Annotated in this window: 20 protein-coding genes and 1 other RNA gene; 7 read left to right on the top strand and 14 right to left on the bottom strand. The window is 66.5% G+C overall.

Going from position 1 to position 20,695, the window contains the following annotated elements:
- Complete coding sequence (locus ACCQ15_RS01095; protein ID WP_008572190.1) at positions 1-477, top strand: tRNA (cytidine(34)-2'-O)-methyltransferase; 477 nt, start codon at positions 1-3, stop codon at positions 475-477.
- Between the two features lie 350 nt (positions 478-827).
- Here ACCQ15_RS01095 and ACCQ15_RS01090 read toward each other — a convergent pair whose 3' ends face one another.
- The 6 genes from ACCQ15_RS01090 to poxB form a co-directional block, all read right to left on the bottom strand.
- Entirely contained in the window at positions 828-2,057 is a 1,230-nt protein-coding gene (locus ACCQ15_RS01090) for an MFS transporter (protein WP_372381108.1), read from the bottom strand.
- 92 nt (positions 2,058-2,149) lie between these two features.
- A complete protein-coding gene (locus ACCQ15_RS01085; protein ID WP_003488352.1) occupies positions 2,150-2,767 on the bottom strand; it encodes a hypothetical protein in 618 nt (205 codons plus the stop codon).
- A 102-nt stretch (positions 2,768-2,869) separates the two neighbouring features.
- Positions 2,870-3,622, bottom strand: a complete 753-nt coding sequence (locus ACCQ15_RS01080; protein WP_014089009.1) for a hypothetical protein — start codon at positions 3,620-3,622, stop codon at positions 2,870-2,872.
- A gap of 190 nt (positions 3,623-3,812) precedes the next feature.
- Positions 3,813-5,159, bottom strand: coding sequence for a sigma-54-dependent transcriptional regulator (locus ACCQ15_RS01075; RefSeq protein WP_136733402.1), 1,347 nt, complete (start codon positions 5,157-5,159; stop codon positions 3,813-3,815).
- A complete protein-coding gene (locus tag ACCQ15_RS01070) occupies positions 5,144-6,586 on the bottom strand; it encodes a sensor histidine kinase (RefSeq protein ID WP_136733403.1) in 1,443 nt (480 codons plus the stop codon). The genes ACCQ15_RS01075 and ACCQ15_RS01070 overlap by 16 nt, the downstream gene beginning before the upstream one ends.
- A 49-nt stretch (positions 6,587-6,635) precedes the next feature.
- Positions 6,636-8,345, bottom strand: a complete 1,710-nt coding sequence (gene poxB, locus ACCQ15_RS01065) for a ubiquinone-dependent pyruvate dehydrogenase (RefSeq protein ID WP_029818263.1) — start codon at positions 8,343-8,345, stop codon at positions 6,636-6,638.
- A gap of 375 nt (positions 8,346-8,720) precedes the next feature.
- Between poxB and ACCQ15_RS01060 the strand changes: the two genes are divergently transcribed.
- Positions 8,721-9,317: an OmpO family porin gene (locus ACCQ15_RS01060; RefSeq protein WP_003488520.1), complete on the top strand. Its 597-nt coding sequence runs from the start codon at positions 8,721-8,723 to the stop codon at positions 9,315-9,317.
- A gap of 333 nt (positions 9,318-9,650) precedes the next feature.
- On the opposite strand, the gene ACCQ15_RS01055 is transcribed toward ACCQ15_RS01060, so the two are convergent.
- The 7 genes from ACCQ15_RS01055 to ACCQ15_RS01025 form a co-directional block, all read right to left on the bottom strand.
- A non-coding RNA gene (locus ACCQ15_RS01055) (sX9 sRNA) lies at positions 9,651-9,724 on the bottom strand.
- A gap of 62 nt (positions 9,725-9,786) precedes the next feature.
- Positions 9,787-10,812 carry an NAD(P)H-dependent glycerol-3-phosphate dehydrogenase gene (locus ACCQ15_RS01050; RefSeq protein WP_008572015.1) on the bottom strand — a complete coding sequence of 342 codons (1,026 nt, stop codon included), beginning with the start codon at positions 10,810-10,812 and terminating at the stop codon, positions 9,787-9,789.
- 15 nt (positions 10,813-10,827) lie between these two features.
- Complete coding sequence (secB, locus tag ACCQ15_RS01045) at positions 10,828-11,340, bottom strand: protein-export chaperone SecB (RefSeq protein WP_003488515.1); 513 nt, start codon at positions 11,338-11,340, stop codon at positions 10,828-10,830.
- A 109-nt stretch (positions 11,341-11,449) separates the two neighbouring features.
- Positions 11,450-11,884: a rhodanese-like domain-containing protein gene (locus tag ACCQ15_RS01040; RefSeq protein WP_005912207.1), complete on the bottom strand. Its 435-nt coding sequence runs from the start codon at positions 11,882-11,884 to the stop codon at positions 11,450-11,452.
- Between the two features lie 75 nt (positions 11,885-11,959).
- Positions 11,960-12,382, bottom strand: a complete 423-nt coding sequence (locus ACCQ15_RS01035) for a hypothetical protein (protein ID WP_011345931.1) — start codon at positions 12,380-12,382, stop codon at positions 11,960-11,962.
- A 28-nt stretch (positions 12,383-12,410) separates the two neighbouring features.
- A complete protein-coding gene (locus ACCQ15_RS01030) occupies positions 12,411-12,881 on the bottom strand; it encodes a YiiD C-terminal domain-containing protein (protein ID WP_017156408.1) in 471 nt (156 codons plus the stop codon).
- 302 nt (positions 12,882-13,183) lie between these two features.
- Positions 13,184-13,993 carry a glycosyltransferase family 25 protein gene (locus ACCQ15_RS01025; RefSeq protein ID WP_136733405.1) on the bottom strand — a complete coding sequence of 270 codons (810 nt, stop codon included), beginning with the start codon at positions 13,991-13,993 and terminating at the stop codon, positions 13,184-13,186.
- Between the two features lie 203 nt (positions 13,994-14,196).
- Here ACCQ15_RS01025 and ACCQ15_RS01020 point away from each other — a divergent pair, with 203 nt between their 5' ends.
- The 3 genes from ACCQ15_RS01020 to ACCQ15_RS01010 all read left to right on the top strand — a co-directional run bounded on the left by ACCQ15_RS01020 (position 14,197) and on the right by ACCQ15_RS01010 (position 17,319).
- Positions 14,197-14,976: a uroporphyrinogen-III synthase gene (locus ACCQ15_RS01020; protein WP_008572011.1), complete on the top strand. Its 780-nt coding sequence runs from the start codon at positions 14,197-14,199 to the stop codon at positions 14,974-14,976.
- Between the two features lie 103 nt (positions 14,977-15,079).
- On the top strand, positions 15,080-16,057 hold the full coding sequence (locus ACCQ15_RS01015) for a uroporphyrinogen-III C-methyltransferase (RefSeq protein WP_372381107.1): 978 nt from the start codon (positions 15,080-15,082) through the stop codon (positions 16,055-16,057).
- Positions 16,054-17,319: a heme biosynthesis protein HemY gene (locus ACCQ15_RS01010; protein ID WP_071117615.1), complete on the top strand. Its 1,266-nt coding sequence runs from the start codon at positions 16,054-16,056 to the stop codon at positions 17,317-17,319. Before ACCQ15_RS01015 ends, ACCQ15_RS01010 begins: the two co-directional genes overlap by 4 nt.
- A gap of 222 nt (positions 17,320-17,541) precedes the next feature.
- Here the strand turns inward: ACCQ15_RS01010 and ACCQ15_RS01005 are convergent, their stop codons facing one another.
- Positions 17,542-18,837, bottom strand: a complete 1,296-nt coding sequence (locus tag ACCQ15_RS01005; protein ID WP_011345927.1) for an acetyl-CoA C-acetyltransferase — start codon at positions 18,835-18,837, stop codon at positions 17,542-17,544.
- A gap of 88 nt (positions 18,838-18,925) precedes the next feature.
- On the opposite strand from ACCQ15_RS01005, the gene ACCQ15_RS01000 reads away from it, so the two are divergent.
- Together ACCQ15_RS01000 and ACCQ15_RS00995 are read left to right on the top strand one after the other, a co-directional pair.
- Entirely contained in the window at positions 18,926-19,810 is an 885-nt protein-coding gene (locus tag ACCQ15_RS01000; RefSeq protein WP_039417480.1) for a hypothetical protein, read from the top strand.
- A complete protein-coding gene (locus tag ACCQ15_RS00995) occupies positions 19,807-20,244 on the top strand; it encodes a VOC family protein (RefSeq protein WP_031420653.1) in 438 nt (145 codons plus the stop codon). The genes ACCQ15_RS01000 and ACCQ15_RS00995 overlap by 4 nt, the downstream gene beginning before the upstream one ends.
- Positions 20,245-20,695: the final 451 nt, after the last annotated feature.

Genomic DNA, 20,695 nt, shown 5'->3' with positions numbered 1-20,695 from the left:
ATGCCAGCACCTGTCCTCGACGTCATCCTGTTTCAGCCTGAAATTCCGCCCAATACGGGCAATGTGATTCGCTTGTGCGCCAATACCGGCGCGCGCCTGCACCTGATCGAGCCGCTCGGCTTCGACCTCAGCGACAAGCAGCTCAAGCGCGCCGGCCTGGACTACCACGAATACGCGCCGTTGCAGGTGCACACCGACCTGCCCAGCGCCCTGGCCGCGATCGCGCCCAAGCGCGTCTTCGCGCTGAGCACCCGCAGTACGGTGCGCTACGACACACCGCAGTTCGCCGATGGCGATGCGTTTTTATTTGGTCCGGAAACCCGCGGCCTGCCGGCCGAGGTGCTGGAGTCAATTCCGCCGCAGCACCGGCTCCGTTTGCCGATGCGCCCGGACAACCGCAGCCTCAATCTGTCCAACACCGTTGCGGTGATGGTGTTCGAAGCCTGGCGGCAATGGAATTTCGCTGGCGGCCAGTAACCGGGCGATAGCCGGGACTGTACGCAACGGCATGCGCCTGCGTGCCTGCTGGCAAGACCGCATCGACGGACGCGCGATGAGATGGTGGCTACCGCACCTGATCTCTCACCAGAACGCGGCATCTGTGGTGGTAGCTATCGTTGGACAGCGACAGACACTGCATCGATCCGGACCAACGAGGCGATGATGTGCGCCGCGTCATCTGCGCGACTGCCAGGCCTGCCGGCCGACAGGACACGCCCCTGGTCAGAGCGCACTTGCTCGTCCCTACCAACGCAGTGCGATCGATAGCGCGCAAGCCGCGACGGACAGCGATCGGTCGCTCCGCTTGCGCGCGCCCTGCGCACCGGTCACAGCACTGTCTCGGCCTGAATGGAAGCCGCTGCCTGCAACATGCCGCGACAGCCGGCCCATAACGCCACTGCCAGCAGCGCGATCGCACCCAAGGTCAGAAACGCGATGCGGTAGCCGAAGGCATGCGCCAACCAGCCACCAAACGCCGGACTCAGTGCCGCACCGACGCCCTGCACGGTCATCACCGCGCCCTGGCCGACATTCACGCGCCCGGTGCCTTGCAACAACCGCGCGACCAGTGCCGGCACCACCACGCTTTGCAAGCCGGCGCCGAGCCCATCGAGGATCTGCACCGGAAACACGCCCCAGCCGTGAATCACCGATGCCGCCACCAAGGCGCGCAACGGCAGGGCCATGAACGCCACCAGCAGCACCCACCAGTGCCCATGCACGCGTATCCAGCGCATCGCCAGCAACGCGACCACCACCATCGTGGCCTGTGCCACCACGATGGTGGTGGCCGTCAATGCACTCGGGTCGCCGGCGTGCGCCGCCACGATCGCCATGCCGTACAGCGGCAGCATCGCCGCATTGCCCAGATGGAACAGCCCCAGCGTCACCGCCAGCAGCGCCAGCGGGCGGCAGGTCAGCAGCACACGCCAACCGCTCAACGCATCCCCACCGTTGTTGCTTGCCAGACCGCGTGCTGCGCGGTGGTCGATGGCCGCAGCCGGAATCGCCAGCACCGCCACCAGCGCCAGGGCGCCGAAAAAGGCGGTCAGCAGGAACACGGCGGCGAAGCCATAGCGCCATCCCAACCAGCCGGCCAGCACCGCGGCCAGCACGTTGCCGGCATGGTTGGCCACCTGATTGCGCGCCAGCTGATGGTCGAAACCGTGCGCGTGCACCAGCCCCAACGTAATGCCCGTCAATGCCGGGCCAATGCCGGCCGATGCCAACGCCGAGGCGATCTGGGCGGCGACCACGCCCGAAGAGGTGGGCTGCAGCCAGATCAAGGCGGTGGCAAGCAGGATCGCCAGGCAACCGATGACCACCACGGCGCGTTTGCGCCGGGTGGCATCGACCAGCGCGCCGGCCGGTGTGGTGGCGAGCATGCCGGCAATGCCGCCCACGCTCATCACCGTGCCGATCGCCGCCACCGACCAGCCTTTGGATTGCAAAAACACGCTGAGGAACGGCCCCAGCCCGTCCTGCACATCGGCCACGCTGAAATGCAGTGCTTCCAGCGCGCGTGTCCCACGGGGCCTGGCCTTGGTCATCGGCATGGCACCGCTCCGCTGCGAGCGCGCACGAAGGCGCACGTGGCAGGCCACGGGGCGGGCATCTCAGTGGCGCGCGGTGGCCGCATGTTAGGCTCCTAGTGTTTGGGCTTGGGCTTGGGTTTATGCGCAGGGCCGTGCGGTGGATGCTCGATCTGCTTCAGCGTCGCCGCCTTGCCACCCAAGGCATGGGCATGGATCAGCACACCGTGCGGCGTGGCCTTGGTCTCGCCTTCGGCCACCAGTGGCTTGCCGACCACTAGCTGCTTGGCGAAGTCGCCACCGGCATGCGGCGGAAACCGCACCGTGACCGCATCGTCCAGCAGCACGCCATGCACCTGCCCATGCGGACCGTGCAGCAACCGGGTGATGGTGCCGCTGTGCTGGGCCACTTCCGGCTTGGGCGGTTTGCCGGGCGGTTTGGGTTTGGGCTTGGCATGCGGCCCATGCGGGCCTTCATCGAGGATGCGCTTGCCGCCTTCCGGATCGATTGCCAGCGCCACCAGCATCTCCACGTCGCGCGGCTTGAGGCCACGTACGGTGAGCGCGCTACCAGGCTTGAGCGCCTTCAGCAGCGCCTCGGACAGATGCGGCGGGGTGTGCACTTCGGTGCCATCGGTGAGCAGCAGGCCGTCGATATCGGCCTTGGGGTTGAGCAGGAAACGCGCCAGGGTGCCGCGGGTGGCGGGGAGGAAATCAGGGTCGACCCAATGCATGGTGTTACTCCGAAAAAGGACCGGCATTGCCGGTCAAGCCGCTGGCCACGCGGCTGCGTGACCAGCGGAGGAAACCAACGAACAAAACAGGAGCGGTACGACTCAACGGCCGGCCGGCGGAACCGGCGCGCCCGGCGGCGGTGGCGGCAGCGGGCCGTCCGGACGCGGCGCGGTGAACAGCGCACGCAGCGAGGAGCGATCACGCCCCAGCTGGGTCGCCTCGATCGCACGGCCGTCCGGGGTGGCCACACCGAAGCCGCTGGCGCTCAGCGGCTCACCCACGCGCAGCAGATCGGCAAACTGCAGCGCCAGATGCGGTGGCATCCGCACCACCGTGCCATCGCTGACCAGCGCACCATTGACCTCGCCGGCAGGCCCATAGACCAGGCGCTGGATCGTGCCATCGGACTGCAACGGGGTCAGCTGGCCGGGGGTCGGCGGCGGCGGCGGGGCGGCGCCGAAGGTGGGCGGACGGTCGACCACCTCGCGGCCGCTACGGCCGGAGCGGATCGAACTGACCTGCAGCACCGGCAGATTGCCCAGGCGGAAGCCCTTGACGACGACATTGTCGCCGGCCCGTACGGCTGCCTTCACCTCGCTGGACAGATGCGGTGGAAACCCGACCTGGGTGCCGTCGCGCAGCCACAGTCCGTCGACCTCGCCATTGGGGTTGAGCAGGAAGCGCTCGACGGTACCGCTCACGCTCACCGGTGTGGCGGCGACCGGGGTCGGCGGGGCTGGCGGACCGCCGATCGGGCCGTTGGGCGCCGGCGGCGGCGGCGGGGCGGCCACCTGTGCGGCGGCGGCGCCGATGGTGCAGGCCAGGGCAATTGCAAGAACAGTCTGACGCATCATGGGGATGTCTCCTGCGCGGCGGGAAGGGGCCGCGTACCAGAGACAAAGCAGCAATCGTGCCAACCAATAACTGATTGTTTTGAAAGAGCTTTATTTGCTCTGCAGCCGGACGGAGACGTCTGCATTTCATCCACCCTGTCTGGTTTGGGGACACCTGTCCCGCAGCCTGCGATCGATGTGCGTACAAGTGTCACAGGCCGTATTCCTCCAGCTTGCGATAGAGCAGCTGCCGGTGGATCCCCAGCCGGCGCGCGGCCTCGGCGCGATTGCCCTGGCTGTGTTCCAGCGCCGACCGGATCATCTGCGTTTCCAGCCGCGCCACGGCCTCGGGCAGGGTCCCGGTCACCACCGATGGCTCCTGCGGCGGCAACTCGCCCGCCTCGCCCAGCGCTTCATCCAGATCCGCCGCATCGATGCTGGCGCCACGCACCAAGACCTGGCTGCGCTGCATGACGTTGCGCAATTCGCGCACGTTGCCAGGCCAGCGATGCGCGAGCAGGCGCTCTTGCGCGGCCGGCGACAGGCTCTGCGCACGCGCTGCATCGGCGCTCAGGAAGTGCTGCGCCAGCAGCAGGATGTCCTGGCCACGCTCGCGCAATGGCGGCAGTTCGATCGGCACCACATTGAGGCGGTAACGCAGGTCGCTCCGAAAGCGTCCGTCGGCCACGCAGGCCGCCAGGTCGCGATGGGTGGCGGCCAGCACCCGCACATCCACCTTCTGCGGGCCGCTGCCACCCAGTGGCGTCACCTCGCCTTCCTGCAGGAAACGCAGCAGCTTGGCCTGCATCGGCAATGGCATGTCGCCGATTTCGTCCAGAAACAACGTGCCGCCATCGGCTTCGCGAATCAGCCCGCGTCGGTCGCTGCTGGCGCCGGAAAACGCCCCCTTGCGATGGCCGAACAGCTCACTCTCCATCAAGTCCAGCGGAATGGCCGCGCAGTTGACTGCGACAAATGGCGCATTGGCGCGCGGGCTGGCGCGATGCAGCGCGCGTGCGGCCAATTCCTTGCCGGTGCCGGTTTCCCCGGTGATCAGCACCGGCAGATCGGACGCCGCTGCCAGCCCGATGCGCTTGTGCACGGTGCGCATCGCCGGGCTGTGGCCGACCAGTGCATCCTCATCTTCGACCGGCGCAGGCGAGCTGTCTGTCGCTGCAGCCTGCGCATCGGCACGACTGAGCAGCGCGCGCTCCACCACCTCCACGATATCGGCACGGCCGACCGGCTTGACCAGATGATCGAAGGCGCCCAGCGTCATCGCCTCGATCGTGTTGCCACTGGACACATGGGCGGTCAGCATCACCAGCGGCACCTGACGCGCCTGCGCATCGTCCAGGCGCGCACGCAGCACCGCGATGCCATCCATGCCCGGCATGCGGAAATCCACGAACGCCATGTCGATGCCGCCTTCGCTCAGCCGCGCCAGCCCGTCCGGCCCGTTCCCGGCGGCGACCACCGTATGCCCGAGCGAGCGCAAGGTGGCCTGCAAGGTGGTGCGAAACGCCGCGTCGTCGTCGATGATCAGGATGCGCGCCATGGCAACTCCAGGATGAAATGGGTCAGCCCGTCGGCATGTGCGTAGCGCGCGTGCCCGCCATGCGCACGCGCGATCTCGCGCACCAGCGCCAGCCCCAGGCCATTGCCGTCGGCGCGGCCACTGACGAACGGCTCGAACAGGTGCGCAGCGATCGGTTCTGCGATCGGCGCGCCACGGTTGCAGACCTGCAGCTGCAACATGCCCTCCACTGCTGCCGCCTGCAGCGTGACCTCGCTGCCTGGATCGGCGTGCTGCGCAGCATTGCGCAGCAGGTTGTGCACGGCGCGCCCCAGTTGCTGCGGATCCAGGGTCCAGCGCAACGGCGCGGCCGGAAGCAGCAGGCGGGGCGGCGGCGTGCCCGGCGGTAACGGGCCGTGTTCCAGCAGCGTCGCCAGCCAGTCCTGCACGACCACCGTCTCCAGTTGCAGACGAATCGGCTGCACCATGCCGAGCAGACTCTCGACCACGCCATCCAGGCGACGAATCTGCGCCAGCATCAACTCGCCATGCGCCGCATCGTCCGGCGTCGCATCGCGGCGCGCGATCTCGTTTTCCAGCGCCAACCGCATCGTGGCGATCGGGTTGCGGATCTCATGCGCCACCGTGGCCGTCATGCGCCCCAGTGCGGCAAGCCGTTCGTGCCGCGACAGCTCGTCGGCCAGCCGGCGCGTCTGCGCCAGCGCCTGCGCGTTGCGCTGCGCATAGTCGTTGACCGCCGCGCCCAGGCGGTCCAGTTCCGGCGCACCGGTCGGCGGAATGTGCGGCGTCTGGGTGTCGGCGGCCAGCGCCTGCTGGATCCGCTGCAGGCGCTGGCTCCAGCGCCGTACCAGCACGCCCAGCGCAATGGCCGATATCGCCACCATCGCGAAGATCAGCAGCATGCCAACGACCAATGGCCGCCATGCGTCGGCCTTGCTGGCCGGCACCCGCGTCATCGTCCATGCCGCGCTGCCGGATGCCAACGGACAAGCGCTGATCAGCAGCACCTCGCGGCGACCGTCGCGACGGTATTGCGCCGCCTGCCTTGTCGTCACGCTCTGCTGCGCCGTGTTGACGATGTTGGCCCACTCCGCGGCGGGAATATCGGTCTTGTGATCGCTGCCGTCGTAGGTCGGGTAGGCATAGGCAACAAAGCCCTTGTGCAGGTCCCAGACACCGCCTTCGACGCCTGGCGCATCGGCCAGCACCAACTGCACCACCACCGCTGCCAGGCCTGCGCCATCGTCGCCGCGACGCGCCGCCTCGCTTGCCCCGGCATAGCGTTGCACGATGCGCGCGCATTGCCCGCCCAATTGCTGGCGCGCCTCTTCCAGCCGCACACCCTCGGTCTGCCGATACAGGCCGTACAACATCGTGGCCACGCCCACACAGGCGGCCACGATCACCATCCAGATCAGCAACAGTTGCCGGAGCAGCGAACGGGGCATGGACGAAGCGGCCTGAAGAGGACAGCCAGTGTGCGCGAGTACAACTGAATTAACGCAGGTTGGTCTTCACCAACTCGATGACCTCATCGCCACGCCCGCTCATCACCGCCTTGAGCAGATACAGGCCCATGCCCTTGGCCTGTTCGAGCTTGATCGCCGGCGGCACCGCCAGCTCCTGCGTGGCGATGCGCACATCCACCAACGCTGGACCCGAATGCGCGAAGGCTTGGCGCAATGCACGCTCCAGTTGCGATGATTCGTCCACACGAATCCCGAGGATGCCCATCGCATTGCTCATCGCTGCAAAGTCCGGATTGCGCAGCTCGGTACCGGTATCCAGGTAACCGGCAGCCTTCATCTCCATCGCCACAAATCCCAGCGAAGCGTTGTTGAACACCACCACCTTCACCGGCAGGTTCAATTGCGCCAGCGAGATGAAATCGCCCATCAGCATCGCAAAGCCACCATCGCCCGATAGCGAAATGACTTGCCGACCGGGAAATGCCGCTTGCGCACCAAGCGCCTGCGGCATTGCGTTGGCCATCGAACCGTGATTGAACGACCCCAGCAAGCGACGCTTGCCGTTCATGCGCAGGTAGCGGGCGGCCCACACCGTGGGCGTGCCGACATCGCAGGTGAACACTGCATCCTGATCGGCGATCTGGCTGATCAGCCGGGTCACGAACTGCGGGTGCAGCGGCTGCCCGGGATCTGCCGGCACCGCCAGATCGTCCAGCCCTTCGCGCGCCTTGCGGTAGTGCGCAAGCGACTTTTCCAGAAAGCCACGTTCTTCGCGGCGCTGCAGCTGTGGCAGCAATGCTGCAATGGTTTCACCCACATCGGCGGCAATGCCCAGCTGCAACGGCGTGCGCCGACCGAGCGCGCTCGGGTCGCGATCCACCTGCACGATGGTCGCGTCCTTCGGGTAGAACTGCCGGTACGGAAAATCCGTGCCCAGCATGAGCAAGGTGTCGCAATTGAGCATGGCGTGATAACCGGAACTGAAACCGATCAGGCCAGTCATGCCGACATCGAACGGGTTGTCCCACTCCACGTATTCCTTGCCGCGCAGCGCATGCACCACCGGCGCACCCAACGTGTCGGCCAACGCCACGACTGCGTCATGCGCGCCGGCACAGCCACTGCCGCACAACAGCGTCACTGCCTTGCTCTGCTGCAGCAGCTCGGCCAATTGCCGCACGTCCTCGGCGGCGGGCAGCACCCGCGGCTGACGCAGCGCCGGCCACGCACTGGAGACATGCTTGTCCACCTCCAGCAGCGCGATATCGCCGGGAATCACCACCACCGCCACGCCTTGCTGCAGGATGGCCGTGCGCATCGCCCGATGCAGCACTTCCGGCAATTGCGCCGGGTTGGTCACCAACTCCACGAAGTGACTGCACTCGCGAAACAGCTCCTGCGGGTGGGTCTCCTGAAAATAGCTCAGCCCGATCTCGGACGACGGAATATGCGCGGCAATCGCCAGTACCGGCTGGCGGCTGCGATGGCAATCGAACAGCCCGTTGATCAGGTGCAGATTGCCCGGCCCGCAACTGCCGGCACACACCGCCAGCTGGCCGGTCACCGCCGCCTCTGCACCTGCGGCGAACGCGGCCACTTCTTCGTGCCGCACATGCATCCACGCGATGGTCTGCATCTCGCGCAAGGCATCGGTCAAGCCGTTGAGGCTGTCGCCGGTGACGCCCCAGATCCGCTCGACCCCGGCGCTCTGCAGCGTCTCGGCCAGAAAGCGCGCCAACGTTTTTTTCTTCGCCACGATGCAGCTCCACAGGTGTGTTCAACAGGCGTGCAATGCTCCCAGCGGCGGTGTCAGTGCAATGTGCTGGTGGAGCGAGCGCGCGTAAAACGTTGGAAACCAGGCGATCTGCCGCGTTTGTGTACACATGCCTCACGTCGGCGCCATGTAAGCGCTAGAGCATCACGTTTTGCACGTGCTGTACGCGCATCTGCACGCTACACAAGAAAGCGCAGCTGAATCTGGCGCGATGATTCATCAACTGGTCAGTCCAAAATTCATGTCGCGTTCCATCGAATAACGGAGAATTTACATCTCGGCAGCGAACGGCATCCGCCTCAGCGCCGGTCCAATCAAATAAGTACAGGTATCCCGATCATGAAGACTTCTTTGCTGGCCCTCGGCCTTCTCGCAGCTCTGCCGTTTGCGGCTTCGGCTGCTGAAAACCTCTCCTACAACTTCGTCGAAGGCGACTACGTGCGCACGCCGACCGAAGGTCGCGATGCGGACGGCTGGGGCGTGAAGGCCTCTTATGCCATCGCTCCGAACTTCCACGTGTTCGGCGATTACAGCAAGCAGAATGCTGACGACAACAACAACGTGTTCGAAAACACCGACTCGGACTTCCAGCAGTGGGGCGTCGGCGTGGGCTTCAACCACGAAATCGCCACGAGCACCGACTTCGTTGCGCGCGTTGCCTACCGCAAGCTGGACCTGGACACCCCGAACATCAACTTCGACGGCTACAGCGTTGAAGCCGGTCTGCGTAACGCCTTCGGCGAGCACTTCGAAGTCTATGCCCTGGCTGGCTACGAAGATTTCTCCAAGAAGCGTGGCATCGACATCGGCGACAACTTCTACGGCCGCCTTGGCGCCCAGGTGAAGTTGAACCAGAACTGGGGCATCAATGGCGACATCCGTATGGATGGCGACGGCAACAAGGAATGGTCGGTCGGCCCGCGCTTCAGCTGGTAAGCCGCACGTTTGACTGCAGCGCGCTCTCTCTCCCGCGTTGCACTGGAAGCCCGGTCCTCCGACCGGGCTTCTTTCTTTTGGGCGATCGGTTGGCGGTTTGAACATGCACGTCACGATGCGCGTCACTTCGCACAGGGAACCTCGCCAACGATGCATCTGCGTCACGAGGGTGGGCCGCGCTCGCGTTGGGTGCCCCAACGACCTGGCGCCCGATCCGCCAAAGCGGTGCTTGCGCCGCGCGGCAAGCGGCCAAACAAAAAAAACGCCCGGTACTGCCGGGCGTTGTGTTGTGCATTTTCGCATCGGATGCCGAGGCGCTACCGGTCTTGGCGCGGCGAACAAGACGGAGCGAGCAATCATCCGGTGGCGTGGACAGCGCGCGGAACCGTCATGCAAGGGTGGCGCACGAGGATTCTAAGCACCGGCCCACGCACGACTGGCAGTAAGCGCAGCGGTTTGTCGGCTGTTCTCAGGTAAACAAGGTCTGCGGGTACTCTGGCTTGCGCTCGCGTGCCAGCAGTTCCTTCAGGCCTGCTTCCGGAGTGATTTCACCGTGCAATACCGCGCGCACGGCATTGGAGATCGGCAGTTCGATGCCGTGGTGTTCGGCCTGACGCATGACCTCATCGGCCGTCTGCACCGATTCGACAACCTGGCCGATCTCGCGGATCGCATCGTCCAAGCTCTGCCCGCGCCCCAGGGCCAGACCCAGGCGCCGGTTGCGCGACAGATCGCCGGTGCAGGTAAGCACCAGATCGCCCAATCCGGCCAGGCCCATCAGGGTCTCCGGACGTGCGCCGATCACCGCCGCCAGACGCAGCATCTCGTTCAAGCCACGCGTGATCAGACCGGCCCGTGCATTGAGACCAAGCTGCATGCCGTCGGCCACGCCGGTGGCCACCGCCAGCACGTTCTTCATCGCCCCGCCCAGCTCGGCGCCCACCATGTCGTCGCCGGTGTAGGCGCGGAAGGTGGGGCCGTGCATCGCATCGGCCACCACTTGTGCGAACGCCGCATCGTCGCCGTGCACGGTGATGGCGGTCGGCAGGCCGAGCGTGACTTCCTTGGCGAAGGAGGGCCCGGTCACCACGGCCAGCGGAACGCTGGGGCCGAGGATGTCGCGTGCCACTTCATGCAGGAACCGCCCGGAACCGGGTTCGAAGCCCTTGGTCGCCCAGGCAACGCCGGCACCGGCCGGACGCAGCGGTGCGATCAGCCGGATGGTCTCGGTGAACGCATGCGAGGGCACCACCACCAGGATCCAGGTGGCGTCAGCCACCGCCGCCTGCAGGTCGGTGGTGGCACGCAGACTGTCGGGCAGCGCAATGCCCGGCAGATAGCGCGCGTTCTCGTGGGTGCGGTCGATGGTATCCACCATCGCCGCATCGCGCCCCCAGAGCACGGTCGGATGACCATGCCTGGCGAGCAGCGCGGCCAGGGCCGTGCCCCAGGAGCCGGCGCCGAGAACGGCGATCTTGTGGGTCCAATCGCTCATCGGCGCAATCAACGCTTAGGCGTTGCCAGCCGGCTCGGAATCGGCCAGCGAAGTGCCTTCGTTCTGACGCTGACGCAGGGTTTCTGCGTACAGGGCTTCGAAATTGATCGGCTGCAGGTAGAACGGCGGGAAGCCGCCGGCCTGGATCAGGTCGCTGACCAGGGTGCGCACGTACGGGAACAGGATGTTTGGGCACTGGGTGCCGAGCAGCACGTCGATCGCCTGCGGGTCCAGGCCGACCAGGCCGAACACGCCGGCCTGCTGCACTTCGGCCACATAGGCCGTCTTGCCACCGGCGGTGCAGGTCAGAGTCACGGCCAACACCACTTCGAAGGCGTTGTCGTTGAGGCGCTGCACCTTCTGGTTGAGGTTCAGCTGCAGCTCGGGCTGGTTGGCGTCATTGAAGACGGCCGGTGCGTTCGGAGATTCGAAGGACACGTCCTTGACGTAAATCTTTTCGATGGTGAAGGCGGGACCAGCAGCGGCGTCGGCCGGCGCAGCGGCGCCGTTGAGGATTTCGTCGGACATTCCTAACTCCAGAAACGGTTCGGTGGATGCAGCGTTGAGTGATGCAAACGTGAAAGCGCAAGTCTCTCACGCCAGCAATGGGGGCGTGCCGGTTGCCGCACAAGGCGGATCAGCGGCCCTTGATCAGTGGCAGCTCGGCCATCTGCCAGGCGGCGACGCCGCCTTCGAGCCAGTACACCTGTTCGAAACCAGCTTTCTTCAGCGTCTTGGCTGCACCGGCGGAGGTGGTGCCGCTGCGGCACACCACCACCACCGGCGAGGCCTTGGCGTTGGCCAATAGCTTGCCGGCCGGGTCGAACTTGGCCAGCGCCACGTTTCGGCTGCCGGCGATGTGGCCTTTTTCGAAGTCGGCAGTGGGCGACAGGTCGATCACCAGCGCATTTTCGCTGTTGATCAGACGGGTCAGCTCGGCCGGCTTGAGCGCGCGATAGCCGCGGAACAGGCGCGCGACCTCGGTGACGATCAGGGCGATGGTCAGGCCCACCAGGGCCAGCGACAACATGGGGTTGCGGCCGACAAAGGCCTGCAGCTCTTCGAAATTCACGGGGTCAGGGTCAGTCGAGCGGGCGGGAATTGTCGCACAGCTGGCGCACGCGACGCCCGGCGCGCAGGGGCCAGGCTACTGGCCCTTCCACAGGTCGGGCAGGCCGCTGGCCAACCACCAGCGCTTCTGTTCGGGATTCCAGCGCCAGATCTCGATGCTGCGCACCAGCCGTTCGGCCTGGGTATTGCGGTTGATCACCCGCAACTCGACCTCGCGCCGCAGGTCGCCATTGGGGTCTTGGCCCACGCGCACCTCGCGGTAGCCGGAAATCTGCACCTGCTCGTAGCGCGAACGTTCCAGGTCGCTGAGCGGATGCGCCTGGGCATAGGCCGGCTCGACGAAGCCCTGCGCGGCATCGAAATCGTTCCAGCGCACGGCGGCCGTGTAGGCGGCCTGGATGGTTTCCAGCGCCCGCGCCTGGGCACGGCTGCCGGCATTGGCCACCCCGCTCAGCAGTGCCAGCCCAAGCAGCACGATCGTTGTAATGACTGCACGCATGCGTATTCCCCCGAATCCAGCCGGCATCCTACCGTTTTGGAAACGCCACGAAGCGCCCGCTCAACGTGGCCGCGGCGGCACCGGAGCCCAGTGCGATCTGCGCGCGCATGCCGATGCGCGCCTTGCCACGTTGCCGGAACGTCGCCAGAAAGGCCTCCCAGCTCCCCAGCTCGGACGGCTCGGCATTGGCGACCAGGTCTTCGTACACCGGCGCGACATAGCGCAGCTGGCTGTCTGCAACGTAGACATCGGCGTGGTGCCCGGCCAATTGCAGCTGCAGGGTCAGCCACCCCCAGCTGGCCAGCGTCATCAGCGAGGCCAGGCTGCCGCCGAACGCATTGGCCTTGTCGTTGACGTTGGCCTGCAGCGGCGCCCGCAGGCGCAACGCACCATCGTGCAGACCGTCCACGGCAATGCCCATCGACAGGACCGGCGGCATGGCGATGAACTGCTGCTGCAGCGACTGCAGGGCGGATGCGAGCGTGCACGAAGGAGTCATCGGCAAAGACTGAAAGACGGCGAAGGGCGGCATCATGCCGCAATGTTCTGCGAGCGTCTTGTGCACCTGCATGACATGCGGTACCGCATGGTGAATGCAGTCATCGCCACGTGCGATGTGTGGGCCGGCATCGCGCTGGCCGCATGCAACAACCTTTTCGATGCCTTGGCCCAGCCCGGATCACGCGCTCAGTCAGCACGCGGTATCCGCCACGATGCCTGCCGGTGGCGTTGCAGATAGCGCGCCATGCATCAAACCGCCCGGCACGACCGACGCCTGCGCGCGAGTGCTTGTTTGCCACGCTAAGGTGCAAAGACCACCTTTCGATAGCCCTGCGCCACCCGCAACAGCGCGGTGGCCTTGGCTTTCCAATGCGTGCTGCGCTGCTTCTGTGCGTGCGTCAGCGGCGCATCGATCGTGCTGGTAAACACGATGTTTTCCGCAGCTGCATGGAAGAATTTGTCCTGGATGCACGCAGCCGGCGAGAGCTGATAGGTGGACAACTGGTGCGCCACCGGCGACTCGTTCCAGCCGAACAAAAAGATATCGGCCATGGTGTGCCAGCGCGCCTTCGCAGCCAGCAGCAATCGCGCCGCATCCCTGCTGATGATCAGCGCGCCGGCGCATACCGGCCAGCAATGCTGATACGTCGATGGCCGCACCAGGCGCAGTTGGCGCCCGGCGACATCCGCCACCTTGGCATCGAGTTTGATGCGGTTGTAGGACGGCTCCAGCCGCACGATGCTGCGGCCACCCGGTAGCCAATCGGTGCTGCCCAGCAACGCCGGCAGCGCATCGGACAGATGCATGTCGTCTTCGAAAATCGCCGTGTAGGCGTCGTCGGAATCGGCCGCAATGCGCCACGCTGCCTGATGACTGAGAAAGCAGCCGATGTTGGACGCCGTCCACTTGCGCGGGCCGGTGCTGAAGGCATCGCCCGACCCTTCCAACGGGCGCTCGCGTACAAAGTGGGCGATCTGCTCGTCCGTCAAAGTGGCGCCATCGATGGCAGCAATGCGCTCGAACGGCAGGCCCAGCGCATCGAAGCGCGCCGACATGGCCTGCAACCGGTCGCCGCTGCGCTGCATGTTGATAAGGTAGGACTTGATCACTTCGCCGCTCCAGCACGGTTGTCGGCCAGGATCGTGACCGGATTCCCAGCGGTTGCAAGAGGTTCCGGATCGAGTCGAAGGGCGCCAGTCAGGCTGCCGAATCATCGCTCTGGCTGCCGGCATTGCGCCATCGATTCGTACTGGCATCCCCGGATGCGGCGACAGTGGGCCGCAGGTGACCCACGCTCTCGCATAATCACCTCATGACCGGCCTTGCCCATCCCGACGCTGCCTGGACCCTGATCTCGCTGCGCCCCAGCGGTGAACATGCGCCGTTGCGGCGGGCAGTTGCGCGGCATGGCGGACGGGTACTTGCGCTGTCGCCATGGCGCCTGCAGACCCATGACACCGCACAGGCGCGAGACGCGCTGCGGCAGGCGCTGGCAGCGCCGATTGCGATTTTCACCAGCCCGGCCGCGGTGCAGGCAGCGCATCGTCTGGCGCCGCTGCAGCGCCCGGCGCAGGCGCACTGGGTCAGCGTGGGCGACGGCACTGCGCGCGCATTGCACGCCTGCGGCATCGACAGCGTGGTGCGGCCGGCGCGCATGGACAGCGAAGGCCTGCTTGCGCTGCCGCTGCTGCAGGCACCGCTACAGGCCGTCGGGCTGATCACTGCCCCCGGCGGGCGCGGCATGCTGGCGCCCACGTTGCAGCAGCGCGGTGCACGCATCGTGCGTGCCGATGTCTATCGACGCGTCCCGCTGCGCTTGCGCGCCTCGTCCATCCAGGCGTTGTCGCTTGCACTGCCGCGCAGCGTGCTGGCGCTCAGTAGCGCCGAAGCGCTGACGCTGGTTCTGCAACAGCTGCCTGCCGAATTGGTCGCTGCGTGGCAACAGCGTCCGGTAGTGGCATCCAGCGATCGCATGCTCGACGCCGCACGTGCAGCCGGTTTCGTGCATGGCATGCGCGCAGCAGGCCCGTTGCCGCAGCAGCTCGCCGCTGCTGCTGAGGCGGCAATCATGACACCACCACGACCTTGCTGAACTGCGAACTCAAGCACAGCTTGCCGCCGTCCGGCGCTGCACGCCATGCTGTGTGCGATGACTGCGGCGCCTGCGCCGGTCGTGACTGCCCGAGGATGTCCGAATGACCGAAATGCCCGCTCCTGCGCGACGCTTTCCCTTGGCATGGCTGCTGCTTGTCGTCGCCGTGGCGGCCGTGGGCGTGGCGCTGTTCCTGGGCTGGCGCGCGTGGCAGAACTATCAGGCAACGCAGCTGCAGGCCGCGCAGGCGCAGCAGCAACGCTGGGACGGCACCCAGCAGATGCTGGAGACGCTGCGCCGCGATCAGCGCCTGGCCAACGAGCGTCTGCAGGACGCGGCGGCCACCAACCGCGTCCTGCGCGACGAGATGCTGGGCTTGAGTCAGCGCAGCGCGTTGCTCGAAGACACCGTGCAAAAGCTGGCCGACCCCAACCGTCATGGCGCACAGGCGCTGCGCCTGGATGAAGTGGAGCTGCTGCTGCGGCTCGGCCAGCAGCGCCTGAGTATCGCCGGCGATGCCGATGGCGCGCGGCGCGCCTATGCGCTGGCCAACGGCGCACTCAACGGCATCGACGACCCCGGTTACCTCAATCTGCGTCAGGCATTGGTACAGGAACGCGATGCGCTGGAGCGTCTGGGGGCTGGCCCGCAGGCGGAGGCGGGCAAGAATCTGGATACCTTGGCCGCCGAGTTGCAGCGCCTGCCGGAACAGACCGCACAGGCCAGCGCCGCGGCGCAACCGTGGTGGCAAAAGGCGCTGGCGCCGCTGGTGGACATCCGCCCCAGCCGCGGCGACGCCTTGCTGACCGGCGGCGACCGGCGTGCTGCGCGCGATGCAGTGCAGATCGAAATCAGCCTGGCCCGCGCGGCCGCGGAACGTGGCGATGCCGCCAGTTTTGCGCAATCGCTGCGCCGCGTGGAGACCTGGACCACCCGGCTCTGGCCGGATTCGCCGCAACGTCGTCAGCTGCGTGCACGCTTGCGCAGCCTGCAACAAGCGCCACTGCGTCCGCGCCTGCCGGAACTGGGCACCACCCTGCTGCAACTGCAGGCCATGCGTGAAGGGAGATCCACCCAATGAAAGTGTTGCGTACCGTCTTGATCCTGCTGGTTGCCGTGGCGCTGGGCGTGCTTGGTGCACAGTGGCTGTCGCATCAGAACAGTTACGACCTGGGCAACGTCGTTGTCAGTGTGGGGGGCAACGACTATCACGCCGCCATGCCGCAAGCGCTGCTGATCCTGCTGATCGCATTGCTGGTGCTGTGGCTGCTCTGGACGTTGATCAGCCTGCCGTTCCGCGTGTGGGGCAAGTACCGCCGCAACAAGGGCCGTGCGCGTTTGATCGAAGGTCTGCGCGCTGCCGATCATGGCCAATGGCAGCGCGCCGAGCGGCTGCTGGTCAGTGCCAGCGAAGACGATGAGGTCAGCGGCATTGCCCTGGCCAGCGCGGTGCGCGTGGCCGATGCGCGCGGCGACGAGGCGGCGGCCACGGCACTGGCAAAGCAACTGGCCGAGCGCGACCCGACAGGCTATGCGCTGTTGCAGGGCGAGCGGCACCTGGCGCGCCAGCGCCCGGTCGATGCGATCAATGCACTGGATAGCGCCAACGCGCAGCCGTTGCCGGCACGCGGCCTGCTGTTGCGCACCCACGCCCTGGCGCAGATCGGTCGCGCCGACGAAGCCTATGGCCAGCTCGGTGCCCTGCGTCAGCAGGCGGTCTTGGCGCCCGATGCCTACAGCACGCTGGAAGCGACGCTGGCCGAGCAGACCCTGTTGCAGGCCAGCGACGCCAATGCACTGGCCGAGCGCTGGGAAGCATTGCCCAAGACATTACGCACCACTCCGGCAGTGGTTGGCGCCTACGCGCAACGTGCGGCCGTGCTGCATTGGGACGATGCCGCCGTGCACAGCCTGGAGCAGGCGCTGGACGCGCAATGGGACGAATCGCTGGTACGGCTGTACGGCGTGCTGCCGCTGGAAAAATACGATTCGCGCCGCGCCAGCGCGCAGCGCTGGCTGACCCAATATCCCGACAGCCCAGGGCTGTTGCTGACACTGGCGCGGCTCGCGCGTCATCAACAGCAGTGGTCGCAGGCCGAGGAATTCCTGCATCGCGCCATCGCAAGCGGCGCCGGCAGCGAGGCCTGGGAAGAGCTGGGACACGGGTTTGCCGCCTCCGGCGACCTGCTGTCGGCACAGCATTGCTACGCCAATGCCTTGCGCGCCGCACGCGGCGAACCGGTACGCGACGTCATGCCACAGCAGTCGTTGCGCGGGCCAATCGTCACCACGTACGACCCGGCGCCAGTCGATCCGCACGCAGCGGACGATCGCATTCTGTAGTCGGGACAGCGGCGGTATGCAATGTGCTTACCGCCGCATTGCACTCCCGCGAACGGGGTCAATGCGCGCCAAGCGGCCATCTGCTTCATCGAAGAAGCTGACGTCGCATTGTTAGCCATACAGCGATGGAATTAAGGATGGCGGACCCGCACCGGCAGAATTCAACTGCCGCTTCTGCAAATCCCCAATCCCGAATGCGCAATCCCGTACCGCACCACGGCATCAGCGCTCGACGATCGCCACCACGCCCATGCCGCCGGCGGTGCAGATCGAAATCAATGCACGGCCGCCGCCGCGCTCTTCCAGCTGTTTGGCGGCCGTGGCCACCACGCGTGCGCCAGTGGCGGCGAACGGATGGCCGGTGGCCAGCGACGAGCCCAGCGGATTGATCTTGTCCGGGTCGATGCGGCCCAGCGGCGCGTCCAGGCCCAGCCGGTTGCGGCAGTAGTCCTCGCTCTCCCAGGCACGCAACGTGCACAGCACCTGCGCGGCGAAGGCCTCGTGGATTTCGTAGATGTCGAAATCCTGCAGGGTCAGGCCCTGACGCGCCAGCATCTGCGGCACCGCAATGGTCGGCGCCATCAACAGGCCTTCGCCATGCACGAAATCCACCGCCGCCACCTGCGCATCACGCAGATAGGCCATCGGGGTGTGGCCATGCGCCAGCGCCCAGGCTTCGCTGGAGAGCAGCACCGCGGCCGCACCATCGGTGAGCGGGGTGGAATTGGCCGCGGTCAACGTGCCGCGGCCAGAGGTCTTGTCGAAGGCCGGGCGCAGCGTGGCGAGTTTTTCCAGCGAGGTGTCCGCGCGCAGGATGTTGTCCCGCGAGACGCCGCGGAACGGCGCGATCAGCGAGTCGAAGAAACCGCGCTCATAGGCAGCGGCCAGCTTATGGTGCGAAGCCACCGCCCATTCGTCCTGCGAATCGCGCGAGATGTTCCATTCCTTGGCCATGTCCTCGCAGTGGTCGCCCATGCTCTTGCCGGTGCGCGGCTCGGCCACGCCGGGGAACTCGGGCTTGAGCTCGGCCAGCTTGAAGCCGCGCAGCAGCGCCCTGAGCTTGTCGCCGGTGGCCTTGGCACGGTTGGCGGCCAGCAGCCGTGCGCGCAACTTCTTGCCGTACACGATCGGCACTTCGGAGGTGGTGTCAGAGCCGCCGCCGATGCCCGAGTCGATCTGCCCCAGCGCGATCTTGTTGGCGATGGTGATCACCGAATCCAGGCTGGTGCCGCAGGCGCGCTGCAGGGTGATGCCCGGCGTCAGCGGCGACAGACCCGACGACAGCGCCGCCTCGCGCGCCAGGTTCCAGTCCGCGGAATGCTTGATCACCGCGCCCATCGCCACTTCGCCCAATTGCTGCCCATGCAACCCGAAGCGCTCGACCAACGCGCCCAGCGTGCGCACCGACATGCCCAGGTTGCCCACATCCGCATACGCGGTGTTCTGACGACAGAACGGGATACGAACGCCGCCCAAAATGGCGACGGGACGGGCTGCGGGCATCGGTTGACCTGGCATGGAGGACTCGGGGACATGGCCTGCACAGGGCCGGCAGGCATAATGGCCGCAGTGTAGCTTCGACCCCGTGATGGGCCAACCGCGAATCATGAGCAAGACCGAACACGGCGTAACCGCCATGGGTGTGCTGGCGCTGGAATTGACCGGCGGAAGCGCCCCCGAGCGCGGCGCCTTGGCGCCGGCGCAGGCCGGCATGCTGGCCGAACGCATCGGCCGCGACCTGGCGCAATGGATCCCGGAAGTCCGCGATCTGGAATTGAGCGTGGCGTTGGCGCATTTCGATCCGTCCGAAGTGTTGCGGCCGGGCTGGCCGCTGCATCGGCGCCTGGAAGAGCTGCAGGCGCGTGCACCCGGGCGCGACCAGGGCCCGCGGGTGCTGGCCTTCGGTGCCGACGCGCAAGGCGAGATCCCGCTGCCGTTCCAGGCCGATGCGCAACTGGCCGGCGGTGGGTTGCGCGTGTTGCCGTTCCTGCTGTCCGGCGACCCGCACACGGTTGCCGGCGTGGCCGACGCCATGGAGGAAGTGCTGCTGGCCCAGGGAATGGCGCAGGCCGATACCGCGTTGCTGGCGCAGGAAAGCTTCGGCGCCCGCATCGAGCATGCGCGGTATCTCACCGCCAACGATCTGGCGGCGATGATGTCGATGCAGTACGACAATCAGGGCCTGGCGCCGCTGTGGCCGCTGATCGAAGCCGCACTGCTGGCGCCGCACACCGAAGAGTGGCTGGAGCAGCCCCCCGAGCCGGTGTTGCGCTACATCGATGGCGAAGTGCGTATCGCCTTGTTCGATCCCGCAGGGTGGTGCGATTACTACGCGCACGACCGCGAAGATTGCGAACGCCTGCGCGGCGTCTATGAGCACTATCTGGCACGCCAGCGGCAGATGGCCGCCGTGCTGGAAGCGCATGGGCTGCCCGTGCTGTACGTGCATATCGAGCCGGGCCAGGATCCGCGGCAGGCGCTGGCGGCGTGAGCCAGACGCCGGCGGCCTTGCCCCCTGCGCTGCAGGGCGTGCTGGAGACCGGCGTGTATGTTGCGGACCTGGAGCGCGCATGCGCCTTCTACGCGCGCGTGCTGGGGTTGCAACCGATGCACCGCGATACGCGCATGGCCGCCTACGCCATCGCGCCTGGGCAGGTCTTGTTGCTGTTCCTGCAAGGCAGCACCTCGGCGACGGTCACGCTGCCAGGCGGCACGATTCCGCCGCATGAAGGCAACGGGCGCCAGCATTTCGCACTGGCGGTCGCAAGCGATGCCCTGCCCGGCTGGGAAAATCACCTGCATGCCTGCGGGGTCGCCATCGAAGGCCGTACGCAATGGCCGGGCGGCGGACAAAGCATTTACTTCCGCGATCCCGATGCGCATCTGCTGGAATTGGCGACACCGGGGTTGTGGGCGAATTATTGAGTGATCGCTGCGCGGTGAGCCGCATTTGCCGTGATCGATCAACACCTGAGGTTGTTGCGCGATTGGCGGGCTGGATGCCACCGGTTCGATCTCCTCGAACAGCGTGCACTGCCCCCAAGCGAACTGTTCGCGTGCCCGATTGGCTCTGGCCCGAGCGGCCTTTGACAAGCACCGCGTCTGCCTACGCACAATGACCGCTGGCAAGCGGATCACCGGGTGATCGCAAGGGGCAGTGGAAGACGGCGTTTGCGGCGTTCGTTCGACAATGGCTGCGCTGGATGCGCACGGCTCGCGCTTACGGCATCGGCAAGCTGCCGCATCCAGGCGCATGCACCCATGTGTGCGCCATATCGCGATCGGAGCGAAGGTTGGACGCTGCACCTCGCGCCTACGCAAACGCCGCGGCGCTGTCGCCGCGGCGTTGGTGTGTGAGCTGCAGCGCTGCCTGCAT

The organism is Xanthomonas sp. NCPPB 1754 (assembly GCF_041475725.2).
GTDB classification, from domain to species: domain Bacteria; phylum Pseudomonadota; class Gammaproteobacteria; order Xanthomonadales; family Xanthomonadaceae; genus Xanthomonas; species Xanthomonas euvesicatoria.
The sequence above is the reverse complement of the archived record's forward strand: the minus strand, read 5'-3'. Positions and strand labels throughout refer to the sequence as shown.